Source organism: Streptomyces monticola, from assembly GCF_042665355.1.
GTDB lineage: Bacteria > Actinomycetota > Actinomycetes > Streptomycetales > Streptomycetaceae > Streptomyces > Streptomyces monticola.
The window spans coordinates 513,457-528,348 of the sequence record NZ_JBHTCF010000003.1 but is presented as its reverse complement, the minus strand read 5'-3'; the positions used below and the strand labels follow the sequence as shown (position 1 = coordinate 528,348).

The window sequence follows — 14,892 nt, the reverse complement described above, 5'->3', positions numbered from 1 at the left end:
GATCAGCCGCCCTCGCACAGCACAAGGGCACACACCCCGTACAGCACAAGGGCACACACCCCGTACAGCACATGGACGTACACCCCGCACAGCACAAGGACACACACCCCGTACAGCACATGGACATACACCCCGTACAGCGCAAGGACAGATAAGCCATGACGGACGCCAGGACCGGAGCCATGACGGAAGCCGTTACGGAAGCCGTGCCGGAGACACTCCACCACCGCGGCGAAGGGCCGGCCCGAGGCCCCGCGGTGCTGCTCGGGCCCTCGCTCGGCACCTCGACCGCCTTGTGGGACGCGGTGGCGCCGGAGCTTAGCTCCGCCTTCCGTGTCGTGCGCTGGGATCTGCCGGGACACGGAGCGTCGCCCGCCGGGCTGCTCGCCCCGGGTGCCACCGTCGAGCGACTGGGCGCGCTGGTACTGGAGTTGGCGGACTCGCTCGGCCTTGAGCGGTTCCACTACGCCGGGGTCTCGCTGGGCGGCGCGGTGGGACTCTGGCTCGCCGCCCACCACCCCGAACGCATCGACCGCCTCGCCGTGATCTGCTCGTCCGCGCACTTCGGCCCGCCCGGACCATGGCGTGAACGGGCGGCGCTGGTACGGGAGTCGGGCACAGCGGCGGTCGCCGACACGGCGCCGGAACGCTGGTTCACGCCTGCGGGCCGTGGCGGCGACCTCGCCCGCCGCCTCGTCGACGATCTGCGCCGCACCGACCCGGACGCGTACGCCGCCTGCTGCGACGCGCTGGCCGCCCTCGACCTGTGCGCCGACCTGCCCTCGGTCACCGCACCCACCCTGGTGCTCGCCGGCCGCGACGACCCCGCAACTCCGCCCGAGCACGCCCGCGAACTCGCGGACGCCGTGCCGGGAGCGGCGCTCACCGAACTCGCCGTGGCCTCCCATCTCGCCCCCGCCGAGCGGCCCGCCGCCGTACTCGCCGCCCTGCGCGGACACTTCGAGGCCCCCGGGCCAGGCCGCGGCATGGACACCCGCAGGGCCGTCCTCGGGGACACACACGTCGACCGGTCGCAGCAGCGCACCACTCAACTCACCGCCCGGTTCCAGGACTTCATCACCCGCTACGCCTGGGGCGAGATCTGGACCGACCCCACTCTCGGCCGCCGTGAGCGCAGCCTGGTCACCCTCACCGCCCTGACCGCCCACGGGCATCTGGACGAACTGGCCATGCACGTAAGGGCGGCGGTACGCAACGGCCTCACCCCCGAGGAGATCGGCGCGGTGCTGCTGCAGGCCGGGGTCTACGTCGGCGTACCCGCGGCCAACGCGGCGTTCGCCGTGGCCCAGCGCGTCCTGGAGGAGGACGGCGAGCTCTGAGCCGGCAGGCCGCATGACGATCGGCCCGCACGGCGATGTAGATCGGCCCGCACGGCGATGTAGATCGGCCCGCACGGCGCCCGGGACAGGCGCCCGGGGAAGGGCACCCAGGACAGGCCCCCAGGAAAGGGCACCCACGGCAGGGCGGCGGAATGTTACGCCCGGATGTATTGACACCGCTGAGACCTCCGGGCAGCATTCCCCGCAAGTTAATTAACTATCTAGTGCGTTAACTGCATACGTCAGGATGCGGTCGCACATCCCCCGGCGCCCCCTCTCCGAGAGCCGCCGCCCTTCCTGCCTTCCCCTGCCTCTCTCCCGAGGAGCCCTCGTGCCAGCTCACCCGGAAGCCGCCCAGGTGCAGTCGCCGCCACCCGGCGGAAAGCCCCGTAAGGCAGCCTTCGCCGCCTGGATCGGCAGCGCGCTCGAGTACTACGACTTCTTCATCTACGGCAGCGCCGCGGCCCTGGTCTTCCCCAAGGTGTTCTTCAACCCGGACGACCCCGCCACCGCGACCCTGATCTCGCTCGCCACCTTCGGTGTGGCCTACGCGGCCCGCCCCATCGGCGCCCTGTTCCTCGGCCACTTCGGCGACCGGGTCGGCCGGCGCACCGTCATGGTCTGGACGCTCGTCCTGATGGGCCTGTCCACCTTCCTCATCGGCTGTCTGCCGACCTACGCCCAGGCCGGCACCGTCGCCCCCGTACTCCTCGTCCTGATGCGCGTCCTGCAAGGCCTTTCCGCGGCGGGTGAGCAGGCCGGCGCCAACGCGATGACCCTGGAGCACGCACCGGAGCGGCGACGCGGCTACTACACCAGCTTCACGCTCAACGGCACCCAGGCCGGGCAGATTCTCGCGACCCTGGTCTTCATCCCGGTCGCCGCACTGCCCGACGAGCAGCTCTACACCTGGGGCTGGCGCATCCCGTTCCTGCTCAGCGCCCTGGTCGCGGTCGCCGGTTACATCATCCGCCGCACTCTCGACGAGACGCCCGTCTTCCAGGAGGCGACCGCCGCCAAGGACGTGGCGAAGCTGCCGCTCGCCGAACTGCTCGCGAACCACTGGGCGGACGTGCTGCGCGTGATCGCCTGCGCTCTGATCGCGACGGTCAGCACGATCTTCTCGGTATGGGCCCTCGCCTACGCCACCGGCGACGACGTGGGGCTCGGCAAGACCGGCATGCTCTGGGTCAACGGCAGCGCCAACGCGGTGGCCCTGCTCGCCATCCCGCTGTGGGCCAGGCTCTCGGACCGCATCGGCCGCAAGCCCGTCTTCCTCACGGGAGCGCTCGGCTGCGGCGTCATGATCTTCGTATACCTGTGGGCCATCTCCACGGGCAGCTACCCGCTCGTCTTCGTCACCGGTGTGCTGTTCTTCGGCGTCGTCTACAGCGCGGCCAACGGCATCTGGCCCTCCTTCTACGGCGAGATGTTCCCCGCGCGGGTGCGGCTGTCCGGGATGGCCATCGGCACCCAGATCGGCTTCGCCGTCGCCGGGTTCGCGGTGACCTTCGCCGAACAGATCGCGGGCGCCGACGGCTCCGACTGGCTGGGCGTGGCCATCTTCACGGCCTCCATCTGCGCGCTCTGCGCCGTCGCGGTGGCGACCGGCCGCGAGACCCACAGGGTCCCGACGGCACAGCTCGGTTCGCGGGCGGCCACACGGCCGGGCGCCGAACCGTCCGGGGTGCGCGAGTCCGCCGCTCTCTGAGCCCTCGGCCCTCAGCCCCCGGTTCCCGTCCCCGGTTCCATTCCCCAACTCCCCCCACCAGGAAGGCGTCCACAGGTGCCCTCGTACCTCACCGGCCTGATCGGCTCCGGCATCGGACCTTCGCTCAGCCCCGCCCTGCACGAGCGCGAAGCGGGCCGGCACGGCATCCGGCTGCTCTATCGCACCCTCGACCTCGACACCCTCGGGCTCGCGCCCGAAGGTGTGGGGGAGCTGGTGCGGGCCGCCCGCCTCCTGGGTTTCGACGGCCTGAACATCACCCATCCCTGCAAGCAGCTGGTCATCGAGCATCTGGATGAACTCGCCCCGGAGGCCGCGGAGTTGGGGGCCGTGAACACCGTGGTCTTCCGTGGCGGGCGCGCCGTCGGGCACAACACCGACGTCACCGGCTTCGCCAAGGCCTTCGCCCGGGGCCTTCCGGACGCGCCGGCCGGCCATGTCGTACAGCTCGGCGCGGGCGGCGCCGGGGCGGCCGTGGCGCACGCCCTGCTCACCCTCGGCGTGGACCGCCTGACCCTGTGCGACACCGATCCCGTACGTGCCGCAGCCCTCGCCGACGCGCTCGTCGCGCGCTTCGGCGAGGGGCGGGCGGCGCCCGGCGTGACCGCCCAGGTCGCCGATGCCGACGGCCTGGTGCACGCCACACCCACCGGTATGGCCGCCCACCCCGGCCTGCCGCTGCCCGCCGTCCTGCTCCGGCCGGGACTGTGGGTCGCCGAGGTCGTCTACCGCCCCCTGGAGACCGAACTCCTCCTGGAGGCAAGGGCGTTGGGCTGCCGCACACTCGACGGCGGGGGCATGGCGGCCTTCCAGGCGGCCGACGCCTTCCGGCTGTTCACCGGCCTCGCCCCGGACCCCGAGCAGATGCTCGCCGACCTCACGGGGCTCGCGGCAAGCCCGGTGCACTGAGGCCCGGCGGCGAGCCCGTACTCGTACCAGCACCCGCACCTGTACGCGTGTCCGTACTCGTAGAGACCAGGACCGTGCGGCCGTCGCCTTCCGCCGTCCCAAGGAGGACAGCATGCGCAAATCCATCGCCACCGTGTCGCTCAGCGGCCCGCTCTCCGAGAAACTCACCGCCATCGCCGCCGCGGGCTTCGACGGCGTCGAGATCTTCGAGAACGATCTCCTCGCCGCCCCGCAGAGCCCGGAGGAACTCCGCCTGCGCTGCGCGGACCTGGGCCTCGGCATCGACCTCTACCAGCCGTTCCGCGACTTCGAGGCCATCCCCGACGACGGCCTGTCCGCCCGCAACCTGCGGCGCGCGGAGCGCACCTTCGACCTCATGGAACGGCTCGGCGCCGACCTGCTCCTGGTCTGTTCCAGCGTGGACCCGCGCGCCGTCGACGACGACGCCCTCGCCGCCGCGCAGCTGCACACCCTCGCCGACCGCGCACAGCGGCGCGGCATCCGGATCGCGTACGAGGCACTCGCCTGGGGACGGCACGTGCGTACGTACGACCACGCCTGGCGCATCGTCGAGCGCGCCGATCACCCGGCGCTCGGCCTCTGCCTGGACAGCTTCCACCTCCTGTCCCGTGGCTCGGACCCGAAGGGCATCGCGGACCTGCCGGGCGAGAAGCTGTTCTTCCTGCAGCTGGCGGACGCGCCGCTGATGGCGATGGACGTCCTGCAGTGGAGCCGGCACCACCGCTGCTTCCCCGGGCAGGGCGGCTTCGACGTCGCGGCCGTGGTCGGGGCGGCGGTCGCCGCGGGCTACCGGGGACCGCTCTCCCTGGAGGTGTTCAACGACGTGTTCCGGCAGGCCGGGGCCGCCACCACCGCCGTCGACGCGCTGCGCTCGCTGCTCGTCCTGGAGGAGCAGGCCGGTCTCGCCGCGCCCCCCGCGCCGGTGGTGCCCTCGGGCTTCGCCTTCGCCGAACTCGCCGCCGCCGACAGCGAGCCGGTGCGCGGACTCCTCGGGGCGCTCGGCTTCGCGCGCACCGGGCGGCACACCTCGAAGCCGGTCGAGCTGTGGGAGCAGGGCGCGGCCCGCATCCTGCTCAACACCGGCGGCCACAGCCGTGGCGGTCCCGCCCTGACCGCCATCGGCCTGGAGACCCCCGGCCCGGCGGGCGCCGCGCAGCGCGCGGAAGCGCTGCTCGCCCCCGTGGTGCCGCGGCGCCGGGCCACGGGCGAGGCGCCCCTCGACGCGGTCGCCGCCCCCGACGGCACGGAGCTGTTCTTCTGCCGCACCGGTCACCCCGACCACCCCAGCTGGACCGGTGACTTCGCCCCCGCGCCGTGCGAGACGACGGACACCGCCACCGCCCTGCACATCGACCACATCGCGCTGACCCAGCCCTGGCACCAGTTCGACGAGGCCGCCCTCTTCTACCGCAGCGTCCTCGGCCTGGGTGCCGACGAGAGCCTCGACCTCGCCGACCCCTACGGCCTCTGCCGCAGCCGGGCCGTCGCCGCCCCCGACGGCGGTGTGCGGATCGCCCTCAATGTCGCACCCGGCCCCGACACGGACGGCGCCGGGCCCCAGCACATCGCCCTGGCCACGGACGATGTCATCGCGGCCGCCAGGTCGGTGCGGGAGCGCGGCGGAAGCCTGCTGCCGATCCCCGCCAACTACTACGACGACCTGGCGGCCCGCTTCGACCTCGATCCGCAACGCATCGACACACTCAGGGAGTTGGGCATCCTCTACGACCGCGACGACAGCGGCGAGTTCCTGCACTGCTACACGGCCACGCTCGGGCGGGTCTTCTTCGAACTGGTCCAGCGGGGCGACGGCTACCGGGGCTACGGAGCGCGCAACGCCGGGATCCGCCTCGCCGCACAGCAGGCCTGCCAGCACAGCGCATGATCCACGGGAGGCGGCCCCCGGCCGGCCCGGCGGCCCCGACGTTAGACTGGCCGACGCCGGACCGTCCGTACCGAGGAGCCGCATGGCCGCCGCCGTACCCCCGTCGACGCCCGCGCCGACGAAGCCCGCCAAGCGCACCCGGGACAAGGCCAGGACGCAGGCGGAGATCCTCGACGTGGCCACCGAGGAGTTCGCCCGGCTCGGCTTCACCGGCGCCCGCGTGGACGAGATCGCCGCCCGGATCCAGACCACGAAGCGGATGATCTACTACTACTTCGGCAGCAAGGAGCAGTTGTTCACCGCGGTCCTGGAGCGGGCCTACGCGGTGATCCGGCGCCAGGAGCAGCAGCTCGACGTCGACGATCTCGACCCGCTCGCGGCGATCCGGCGCCTCGCGGAGCTCACCTTCGACCACCACGAGGCGCACCCGGACTTCATCCGTCTGGTCAGCATCGAGAACATCCACGAGGCCGAGCACATCGCCTCGGCCTCCAGCCTCGGCTCCCTCAACTCCCCGGCCATCGAGGTGATCGGCCGGATCCTGGAGGACGGCCGTGAGCAGGGGGTGTTCACGGCCGATGTGGACGCCGTCGACCTGCACGCGATGATCAGCTCGTTCTGCTTCTTCCGCGTCGCCAACCGGCACACCTTCCGCACCCTCTTCGGCCGCGACCTCACGGAGGCCGCCCGCAGGGACCACTACCGCACGATGCTGGGCGACATGGTGATCGCGTATCTGACGTCGAAGTGAGCGCGTAACCGGGGCCGAAGCAGGCCGCCCCGCCCCTACGAGTCCCTCGTCCACGCGAAGTCCCGCTCCCGTGCCTTGCGGGTCTTCATCCGGTAGCGCCATGAGAACCCGGGCCACACCGTGCGGTTCACGCCCTGGGCGTCGAGATACCAGCTCTGGCAGCCGCCGGTGGACCAGACGCCCTCCGACAGCTTGCGCTGGATGTCACGGTTGAAGCGGTCCTGCACCTCGGGGCGTACCTCGACCGTGGTGGCGCGGCGTCGGCCGGCCGTGCGGATCGCGTCGACGACATAGCGGGACTGTGACTCGATCATGAACACCACGGAGTTGTGGCCGAGCCCGGTGTTGGGGCCGAGGAGGAAGAAGAGGTTCGGGAAGCCGTTGACGGTGATGCCCAGATGGGTCTGCATGCCCTCGGTGTCCCAGAGCTTGCCCAGGTCACGGCCTGCGGCCCCGGTGATGTCCAAGTGGTCGAAGGCGTCGGTCACATGGAAGCCCGTACCGAAGACGATCGCGTCCACCGGGTGCTCCACACCGCGCTCGTCCACGAGGGAGCGCTCGCGGACTTCGGCGATGCCGTCGGTCTCGACGTGTACGTGCGGCCGGTTGAGGGCCGGGTAGTAGTCGTTGGAGATCAGCACCCGCTTGCAGCCCATCGTGTAGTCGGGCGTGACCTTGCGGCGCAGGACGGGGTCGGTGATGTGCTTGGCGATATGGCGGCGGGCGATGGCCTCGCCGGCCTTCATCAGGCCGGGGTGCCCGTTGAAGCCGACCGCGCGGGCCTCCAGGAGCGAGTAGAGCAGGGCGCGATACGCCCGCTGGGTGGCGGGCAGGGCGCGGAACATGGCCCGGGTCCAGCGCGGCATGGCGTGGTCCGGCTTCGGCATGATCCACGGGGGAGTGCGCTGGAACAGCTTCAACTCCGCGACCTTCGGGGCGATTTGCGGCACGAACTGGACGGAGCTGGCCCCGGTGCCGATCACGGCGACCCGCTTGCCGCTCAGGTCGGCGTCGTGGTCCCACTGCGCCGAGTGGAACGCAGGGCCGGTGAACTTCTCAAGACCCGGCAGCTTCGGCACCTGCGGGATGTGCAGCGCGCCCACGCCGAAGACGAGGAACTGCGCGGTGAACTCGTCGCCGGAGCGCGTGGTGACGGTCCACTGCGCGCGGTCCTCGTCCCAGTGCGCGGAGACCATCTCCTGGCCGAAGCGGATGCGTTCGCGCAGCCGGTGCTTGTCGGCGACGCCGCGCAGATACGCGAAGATCTCCGGCTGCCGCGAGAACGAACGGGTCCACCCGGGATTCTGCTCGTACGAGAACGAGTACATGTGGGACTGGATGTCACAGGCGCAGCCCGGGTAGGAGTTGTCCCGCCAGGTGCCGCCCACCTCGCGCGCCTTCTCCAGGATCACGAAGTCGTCGATGCCTGCCTTGCGGAGCTGGATCGCCTGCCCGAGCCCGGCGAAGCCGGTCCCGACGATCACCACCTTCGCCGTCTCACGCGTTCCCATACGGTTCCTTTCAGGGCTGCACTTCGGTGCTTCGTGCTTCGTGCTTCGTGCTTCGTGCTTCGGATCGTGGTTCATGCCTGGCCGACGCCGTACGCGGGCGGCTCAGGGCAGCAGATACGCCTTGCGCCACAGCGGCTTTCCCGGCGGCCCGACGAGGCCGGCGTCGTCGAGGAACGGCATGATGCGCTCGCCGCCGAAGAGGAGCGTCGCGCGGTAGTGCGGGTTGGCGTGCGCGGTGCGCCAGGCCTCCTTGGGGTCGAGGCCGACCGCGGCGTAGGCGTCCGGGTGGATCAGGCTGCGGGAGATGAAGTACGACACCAGGGCGATCGTGAACTGCTGGTAGCGCCGCTCGGCGCGGCCCAAGTGGCCTACGCCGCGCAGGACTTCCTCGCGGGCGTAGGTGACATGCCGGGCCTCCTCCATGATGTGGATGCGGTTCACCATCCGCATCAGCGGCTGCACGGAGTCGGCGGCGGCCATCTCGCGCTGCAGCCGGTCGAGGACCTCTTCGGCGACCAGGATGGAGCCGTACATGGCGGGTCCGTAGGCGAGCGTGGGGAGCAGCTTCGCCAGCTTGTGGACATAGGGCTGCGGGCCGTAGGCGGGACAGCCGATGCGCTCGACGAAGCGGGCGAACATCGTGACGTGCCGGCACTCCTCGGCGATCTCCGTCAGCGCGTACTGCGTATGGCGCTTGGTGGGGTCGCCGTTGTAGGCGGCCTTCAACAGCATCTGCATCAGCAGGATCTCAAACCACAGGCCGACGCTGGCGATGGTCGCGGCCTCGTGCCTGCCCAGTTCCAGGCGCTGTTCCTCGCTCATCCGGTCCCACATCGGGGTGCCGTAGAGGGAGACGCGGTGCGGAAGCATGAAGCCCTTGCCCTCGGCCAGGGGTGCGGCCCAGTCGATGTCGACCTCGGGGTCGTAGAACTTCTTCGCCGACGAGGCCAGGAGCCTGGCCGCCGTCTTCTCCCGGTCGGGCACGGGCGGCTGGGGCTTGGTGCGGGGTTCGGCGCGGGGCGTGTCTTGGGGCAGTGCTCGGGCCATGGCGGCTCACTCCTCGGGGATGCCCAGAACCTGTTACTCGAAGTAACAGTTACCGGAAGTAGCATGTAACCTGGCTCGTGTGGGAGTCAAGGGCGGACCTCAGGGACGGACGGCCGACGGCCGCAAGGAGCGCTGGCGGTCCCATCGGGCCGCGCGCCGCGAGGAGTTCATCGATGCGGCGCTGCGCGCCCTGACCAAGTACGGCCCCGAGCTGCGCGTCGACAAGGTGGCCGCGGAGGCCGGGGTCAGCAAGCCCGTGCTGTACCGCCAGTTCAGCGGCAAGACCGATCTCCTGGAGGCGCTGCACGAGCGGGCCACGGCGCTCCTGATCGAGCGCCTCGTCCCGGCGTTCGACAGCTCGCTCGCCCCGGTCGCGCAGGTGCGCGGCGCCGTCGACGCGTTCTTCTCGGTCCTCGACGAACACCCCAACCTGTACTGGCTGGTGAGCCGCACCATCCCCTCGGGGCCGAGCCGCGAGGGCACCGGCGTCCGGCGCGGCAAGGCCCTCGCCGCGACCACGCTCACGCAGCTCTTCGACGAGTATCTGCATGCCTTCGGGCTCGACACCCGGGGTGCCGAGCCGATGGCACAGGTGATCGTCGGCATGGTCCACCACACCGCCGAGTGGTGGCTCGAGAGCAAGTCCATGACCCGCGAGGAGGCCGTCGGCTTCCTGACCCCCGTGGTGTGGTCGGCCATCGACGGCTTCCTCGCGCAGCAGGGCGTCCGTATCGACCCGGATGTGCCGGTCAGCCCCGACGACATCCTGTCCGGCCTGCAGCGCAGGCCCACCTTCCGTCCACCGCGAGCAGCCCACGAGGAGTCATGACATGGCGTACGAACAGCAGGGCCCGCACGAGCGGTCGAGCGACCGGCACCCCGACGAAGAGGTCCGTGAGCACGAGCATGACGACGACGGCTACAGCGGCGCCGCCATGCTCGTCCTCGACGACGAGGAGCGGTCCGTCGAGGTGCGCCTGCGCGGCCACTTCCAGCCGATCGACGGCCGCTACCACTGGTACGGCAGGCTCGGGGCCGACGCGGAACTCGTCAACTCCCTCGGCGGCAAGCGAGGTTCGGTGCTGATCCGCACACCGCAGGGCGAGGCCCGCGGCGAGCTCTCCGATCCCGACCCGTGGGACCGGTACCGGATCACGGGCACGAGCACGCCGCCTTTCGCCGTCGACTGTTAGCCGAAGACTGACGGCCGTCGACTGTCGGTCGATGACTGTCAGCTGACGTCTGACGTCTGACGTCTGACGGCTGACGGCCGCCGTCAGCCGTTCAGATCGAAGATCCCGTACGCGAATCCCGCGGCGCTCACCGTGTGCGTGCCGAGAGACACCCCCGCGGCCTCGAGTGCGGGCGCGGGCCGCACCCGCGGGTCGTCGAGGGTCACCGTGGCAGGCTCCCTGCGCGGGTTCACCACCACCAGGTAGCGCCCGCCGCGTACATACGCGAAGGGATGGCCCAGGTGCAGGATCTCGACGTCCGACGCCGTGCCGAACTCCGGCGCGGCCGAGCGCAGCGCGATGAGCCGGCGGACCAGATGCAGCAGTGAGGACGGGTCGGCGCGCTGGGCTGCGACCGTGGGGCGGCCGGGCGACGGGTCGACGGGCAGATAGAGGCGCTCGGCGGGCGCCGTGGAGAAGCCGGCGTTCGGGCCGTCGTCCCACTGCATCGGGGTGCGGGACCCGGCCCGGTTGTAGCGCGGCCCGAGGACGCTGCCCTCGGTGTCCGGCAGGTCCGGCACGTACCGCATCCCGATCTCGTCGCCGTAGTAGATCGCCGGCAGGGTCGGCCAGGTCAGCTGGAAGGCGAAGGCCGCGGGCAGCTGCTCGGCGGTGCGCGGGCCGCAGTTGAGGCGCGCGAAGTCATGGTTGGCGGTGGGCAGCGCGGTGTGGCCGCTGCTCCCCAGGGCGTCCGTCACCTCCCGCCAGGCCTCGGCGAAGATCTGCGGTGAACCGGCGCCCGAGGCGTCGAAGAAGCAGTCGACCGGGTCCCAGCCGTCGTGGTCGGTGCCCGCGCGGTTGTTCCACAGGGAGCGCAGCGGCCGGCCCTCGGTGGGCCCGCCGAACTGCAGGAAGAAGTCGGCGTGGAAGCCCGCGGGCACGGACACCGCCGGGTCGCCCCACTCGGAGAGCAGCACCGCCCCGGGGTGCGCGGCGTCGAGCCAGTGCCGCAGCTCGGTCCACACGGCGGCGGTGGCCCGCTTGTCCGGGTCGTCCTTGACGAGCGAGGACGCCATGTCGACGCGGAACCCGGCGAGCCCCAGGCGGAGCCAGTGGTCCATGATCTCGCGCAGGGCGGCCCGGTTGGCACGCGGCCCCTCGGCGTCCACGCCCTGCCGCCACGGCTCGGCCGGGTCAGGCCTGGCGTAACCGAAGTTGAGGGCGGGCTGCGAGTCGAAGAAGTTCGGCAGATACCCGCCGGGGCGGGAACCGGGCGAGGCCACGAAGCCTTCGGGGAGACCGGCGGGAGAGCCATCGTGGAGGCCGCCGGGCGGACGACCCGGCACACCACCGGGCAGGCCTTCACCGGCCCAGATGTAGCGGTGGTCGCCGGGGTCGTCCGCCGACGCACGGAACCAGGGATGCCGGTCGGAGGTATGGCCCGCGACCAGGTCGAGCAGCACCCGGATGCCGCGCCGGCCCGCCTCGTCGACGAGCTCGGCGAGGTCGTCGCCGGTGCCGTAGCGCGGTGCGACGCTCAGATAGTCGCTGATGTCATAGCCCGCGTCGCGGAACGGCGAGGCGAAACACGGGTTGAGCCAGACGGTGTTGATGCCGAGCCAGGCCAGATGGTCCAGGTGCTCGGTGATGCCGTTGAAGTCACCGATGCCGTCGCCGTCGGAGTCGGCGAAGGACTGCGGATAGATCTGGTAGAAGACGGCGTCGGCCAGCCAGCCGGGCACGGGGCGGAACGGTGTCATGGGGGCCAAAGTGCCTTTCCCGAGGGGGGCGTTGACGGCGGAGAAATGATCAGCTCTTCGAGAGTGGCGGCGATGAGGGCCCGCGTCCACCACGCGGCCGGCGGAGCCTGCCGCGCACCCGACCCGAGCGGGCACAGAATGTCGGGTCGGCCGAGGTGGCCGCTGCCTAGCGTGAAGAGCGTCAAAGGAAGGAGGCCGGGAGTGCTGGAGCAGCTCAACCAGGCCATGGAGCACATCGAGCGCAACCTCGATCAGCGCATCGAGGCGGCCGAGCTCGCACGGATCGCCGTGACGTCGGAGTATCACCTGCGGCGGATGTTCTCGGCGCTCGCGGGCATGCCGCTGTCCGAGTACATCAGGCGCCGCCGGCTCACCGTCGCGGGCGCCGAGGTGCTCGCCGGCGGCGAGACACTGCTCGACATCGCGGTGCGCTACGGCTACGGCTCGGGCGAGGCGTTCGCGCGGGCGTTCCGAGCCGTGCACGGTGTCGGGCCCGGCGAGGCCAGGCGCGACGGCGCCGCGCTCCAGGCACAGCCCCGGATGTCCTTCCGCCTCATCATCGAAGGGAGCAGCAGCATGCGATACCGGGTCGTGGACAAGCCGGAGTTCACCGTGGTGGGACCGAAGGCACGGATCCCCCTCGTGCACGAGGGCCTCAACCAGGCCATGGTCGACTTCGTACGCGGCATCGGCGCGGACACCCTGGAACAGCTGGAGAAGCTGTCCGACCAGGAGCCGCGGGGCATCGTCTCGGTCAGCGACAACCTGGACCCCAGCCGGGCCGAGGGCACCGAACTCGACTACTACCACGGGGTGGTGACCCACGCCGAGGCCCCCGACGGCCTGGCCACGCTCACCGTCCCGGCCGGCACCTGGGCGGTCTTCGAGACCTCGGGGCCGGCGCCGCAGGCCATCCAGTACCTCTGGCGTGATGTGTTCACCCAGTGGTTCCCCTCCAACCCGTACCGGAGCAGGCCGGGCCCGGAGATCCTGCGCACCCGCCTCTCCGCCGACGGCACGGAGGCCGAGGCGGAGCTGTGGATCCCGGTGGAACGGGCCGCTCAGGACTGAGAGCCCGAGGGGGGGAGCGGCCGGGGCGCCGCCCTCGCGTCGGCCGCCCCCCTCGCAATCCATGGAAAAATAGTGTGCCAAGCATCAAGATCGTCTCCGGTCGGAAAGGTCATATGGGGGATATCGGGGAGTCCGGCTCTCCGCCACAGGGGGCGAGGTACCCGAGGCCGCCAGTGGCGCAGGCCCAGGCCGAGTGGGTGTGGTCGACGCTGTGGAGTGCGGCGACGGCGGCGGACGCGCCGGACGAACTGGTGCGCCTGGCGGCGATGGTGGGGATCGTGCGGGTGTCGCGGGCCCGTCGCGCCGAGGTCCTGGCACTCACCACCGGCTCGTATCGGCCGCGCGCGCGGCGGCTGACGGTGGCGCGCACGAAGTGGGGCCGGATCCATACGGTCCCGGTGGACGACGATCTGCACGCGGTGCTCAGGAAGTGGATGCGCGTCCGGGGGCGATTGGTCGAGGCGCATGTGGAGGGCGGCGCAGTGGACGCGCTCTTCGTGACGGTGCACCACACGATGTGGCGGGGCGCGCGCGGTGCGGTGACGAAGCAGGTGGGGCTTCCCCTGGATGAGCAGGGCCTGTTGCTGTCGTGGAAGCGGTGGGCGGCCCGCACGAACGCGGAGCAGGCCGGCCGGTACGGATGGGTACCGCTGCCCACCCGGTTCGAGCAAGTGCGGCGGGCCTGGGGCTGAACGTGCGGCGGAGCGTCCCGCCCCGCCGGGAAGACACCGGGTGTCACACCAGGGGCCCCTCGGCGCACTACTCATCATGAGCGGCGCACCCGGCGCCGTCGTGAACCGGCTGAGGCGGAGAGCGTGATGAACGTAGCGCTGGCGGCAGTTGCCAGTACCGCATGTGTGTATGGGATGCGCGCGGTCCTCGTATGGATCACCGGGCGCACCCAGGTGCAGTTGGCCAGGATCGCCCGGCAGGGGACCATCGAGCAGGTGCGCGCGCTGCCGCCCGGCAGCAGGCTTTCCGAGCGCCGTCGCGGTGGGGAGGGAGATGGCGTGCTCGTTATCGAGACAGGCGTTATCGAGACAGGCGACGTCGAGACGGGCGACGTGGTCCCGGGCCATCGTGCCCATGCCTAGCGGCGGCCAGGACGCGGGGAGTTCGCCGGCTGTGCCGCTGACCCGGCCGCGCCCGCGCCGGAGCCCCGCGCACCCGTCGGCGGTGACGGCGTCGGACTCCATGGTGCGGGTGGACTTCGCCCAGTACTACGCCCAGCACATGGTGCGGCTGACCCGTTTCGTGATGCGCCATGGCGCTACCGCGCACGAGGCCGCCGATGCCGCGCAGGCCGCGTTCACGGCGGCCTTCCCGCAGTGGGCGGCGATCGAGCGCCCGGCTGCCTGGCTGCGCACGGTCGCGGTGCGGCAGTTCCTGAGGCGGCCCGGCCCTCAGGAAGCGCCGGTGGGCGAGGTACCCGATGAGCCGGCCGGGTGCGGCCCCCTCGACGAGGTGATGGTCAAAGAGGAGGGGCGCCGGGTTCTCGCCGCGCTGAGCGGGCTTCCGATGCGGCAGCGCTGTGTCATGGCCTGGCACCTGGACGGCTTCTCCCACGGTGAGATCGCCGATGCGCTGGCCATGAGCCCCGCCGCGGTCCGGCAGAACCTGCACCGCGCGCGTACGGCCCTGAAGCAGGCGCTCATCACGACCACCGGCTCTCCTCGGCCCGAAGGAGGTGTTTAGC

15 protein-coding genes are annotated in these 14,892 nt (G+C 71.3%); 11 read left to right on the top strand and 4 right to left on the bottom strand.

Going from position 1 to position 14,892, the window contains the following annotated elements; translation table 11 throughout:
* Positions 1–2: 2 nt before the first annotated feature.
* Positions 3–131: a hypothetical protein gene (locus ACFQVC_RS10765; RefSeq protein WP_381829386.1), complete on the bottom strand. Its 129-nt coding sequence runs from the start codon at positions 129–131 to the stop codon at positions 3–5.
* A gap of 51 nt (positions 132–182) precedes the next feature.
* Between ACFQVC_RS10765 and pcaDC the strand changes: the two genes are divergently transcribed.
* From pcaDC to ACFQVC_RS10740, 5 genes are all read left to right on the top strand, one after another.
* Positions 183–1,340, top strand: a complete 1,158-nt coding sequence (pcaDC, locus tag ACFQVC_RS10760) for a bifunctional 3-oxoadipate enol-lactonase/4-carboxymuconolactone decarboxylase PcaDC (RefSeq protein WP_381829384.1) — start codon at positions 183–185, stop codon at positions 1,338–1,340.
* Positions 1,341–1,671: 331 nt separating this feature from the next.
* A complete protein-coding gene (locus ACFQVC_RS10755; protein ID WP_381829382.1) occupies positions 1,672–3,051 on the top strand; it encodes an MFS transporter in 1,380 nt (459 codons plus the stop codon).
* Between the two features lie 75 nt (positions 3,052–3,126).
* The gene (locus ACFQVC_RS10750; protein ID WP_381829380.1) at positions 3,127–3,978 is read left to right on the top strand and encodes a shikimate dehydrogenase; all 852 of its coding nucleotides are present in this window, start codon (positions 3,127–3,129) and stop codon (positions 3,976–3,978) included.
* A gap of 112 nt (positions 3,979–4,090) precedes the next feature.
* Complete coding sequence (locus ACFQVC_RS10745) at positions 4,091–5,884, top strand: bifunctional sugar phosphate isomerase/epimerase/4-hydroxyphenylpyruvate dioxygenase family protein (protein WP_381829378.1); 1,794 nt, start codon at positions 4,091–4,093, stop codon at positions 5,882–5,884.
* A gap of 82 nt (positions 5,885–5,966) precedes the next feature.
* The gene (locus ACFQVC_RS10740; RefSeq protein ID WP_381829376.1) at positions 5,967–6,635 is read left to right on the top strand and encodes a TetR/AcrR family transcriptional regulator; all 669 of its coding nucleotides are present in this window, start codon (positions 5,967–5,969) and stop codon (positions 6,633–6,635) included.
* A 35-nt stretch (positions 6,636–6,670) separates the two neighbouring features.
* Here ACFQVC_RS10740 and ACFQVC_RS10735 read toward each other — a convergent pair whose 3' ends face one another.
* Both ACFQVC_RS10735 and ACFQVC_RS10730 read right to left on the bottom strand, forming a co-directional pair.
* On the bottom strand, positions 6,671–8,146 hold the full coding sequence (locus ACFQVC_RS10735) for a flavin-containing monooxygenase (protein ID WP_381829374.1): 1,476 nt from the start codon (positions 8,144–8,146) through the stop codon (positions 6,671–6,673).
* A gap of 102 nt (positions 8,147–8,248) precedes the next feature.
* A complete protein-coding gene (locus ACFQVC_RS10730; RefSeq protein WP_381829321.1) occupies positions 8,249–9,193 on the bottom strand; it encodes an AurF N-oxygenase family protein in 945 nt (314 codons plus the stop codon).
* Positions 9,194–9,272: 79 nt separating this feature from the next.
* Between ACFQVC_RS10730 and ACFQVC_RS10725 the strand changes: the two genes are divergently transcribed.
* Both ACFQVC_RS10725 and ACFQVC_RS10720 read left to right on the top strand, forming a co-directional pair.
* Positions 9,273–10,022 carry a TetR/AcrR family transcriptional regulator gene (locus tag ACFQVC_RS10725; RefSeq protein WP_381829319.1) on the top strand — a complete coding sequence of 250 codons (750 nt, stop codon included), beginning with the start codon at positions 9,273–9,275 and terminating at the stop codon, positions 10,020–10,022.
* 1 nt (position 10,023) lies between these two features.
* Positions 10,024–10,386, top strand: a complete 363-nt coding sequence (locus ACFQVC_RS10720) for a DUF4873 domain-containing protein (RefSeq protein ID WP_381829317.1) — start codon at positions 10,024–10,026, stop codon at positions 10,384–10,386.
* Positions 10,387–10,469: 83 nt separating this feature from the next.
* Here the strand turns inward: ACFQVC_RS10720 and ACFQVC_RS10715 are convergent, their stop codons facing one another.
* Complete coding sequence (locus ACFQVC_RS10715) at positions 10,470–12,125, bottom strand: alpha-amylase family glycosyl hydrolase (RefSeq protein ID WP_381829315.1); 1,656 nt, start codon at positions 12,123–12,125, stop codon at positions 10,470–10,472.
* A 201-nt stretch (positions 12,126–12,326) separates the two neighbouring features.
* Between ACFQVC_RS10715 and ACFQVC_RS10710 the strand changes: the two genes are divergently transcribed.
* The 4 genes from ACFQVC_RS10710 (at position 12,327) to ACFQVC_RS10695 (ending at position 14,891) form a co-directional block, all read left to right on the top strand.
* Complete coding sequence (locus ACFQVC_RS10710) at positions 12,327–13,196, top strand: AraC family transcriptional regulator (RefSeq protein ID WP_381829313.1); 870 nt, start codon at positions 12,327–12,329, stop codon at positions 13,194–13,196.
* A gap of 173 nt (positions 13,197–13,369) precedes the next feature.
* Positions 13,370–13,888: a tyrosine-type recombinase/integrase gene (locus ACFQVC_RS10705; RefSeq protein WP_381829311.1), complete on the top strand. Its 519-nt coding sequence runs from the start codon at positions 13,370–13,372 to the stop codon at positions 13,886–13,888.
* 126 nt (positions 13,889–14,014) lie between these two features.
* Entirely contained in the window at positions 14,015–14,290 is a 276-nt protein-coding gene (locus tag ACFQVC_RS10700) for a hypothetical protein (protein ID WP_381829309.1), read from the top strand.
* On the top strand, positions 14,283–14,891 hold the full coding sequence (locus ACFQVC_RS10695; RefSeq protein WP_381829307.1) for an RNA polymerase sigma factor: 609 nt from the start codon (positions 14,283–14,285) through the stop codon (positions 14,889–14,891). Before ACFQVC_RS10700 ends, ACFQVC_RS10695 begins: the two co-directional genes overlap by 8 nt.
* The last annotated feature ends 1 nt before the right edge of the window (position 14,892 follow it).

Bases quoted from the DNA above. Each gene is read 5' to 3' on its own strand.
- ACFQVC_RS10730 (WP_381829321.1), bottom strand. From the start codon at position 9,193: ATGGCCCGAGCACTGCCCCAAGACACGCCCCGCGCCGAACCCCGCACC.
- pcaDC (WP_381829384.1), top strand. From the start codon at position 183: ATGACGGAAGCCGTTACGGAAGCCGTGCCGGAGACACTCCACCACCGC.
- ACFQVC_RS10700 (WP_381829309.1), top strand. From the start codon at position 14,015: ATGAACGTAGCGCTGGCGGCAGTTGCCAGTACCGCATGTGTGTATGGG.
- ACFQVC_RS10735 (WP_381829374.1), bottom strand. From the start codon at position 8,146: ATGGGAACGCGTGAGACGGCGAAGGTGGTGATCGTCGGGACCGGCTTC.
- ACFQVC_RS10740 (WP_381829376.1), top strand. From the start codon at position 5,967: ATGGCCGCCGCCGTACCCCCGTCGACGCCCGCGCCGACGAAGCCCGCC.
- ACFQVC_RS10715 (WP_381829315.1), bottom strand. From the start codon at position 12,125: ATGACACCGTTCCGCCCCGTGCCCGGCTGGCTGGCCGACGCCGTCTTC.
- ACFQVC_RS10720 (WP_381829317.1), top strand. From the start codon at position 10,024: ATGGCGTACGAACAGCAGGGCCCGCACGAGCGGTCGAGCGACCGGCAC.
- ACFQVC_RS10695 (WP_381829307.1), top strand. From the start codon at position 14,283: ATGCCTAGCGGCGGCCAGGACGCGGGGAGTTCGCCGGCTGTGCCGCTG.
- ACFQVC_RS10745 (WP_381829378.1), top strand. From the start codon at position 4,091: ATGCGCAAATCCATCGCCACCGTGTCGCTCAGCGGCCCGCTCTCCGAG.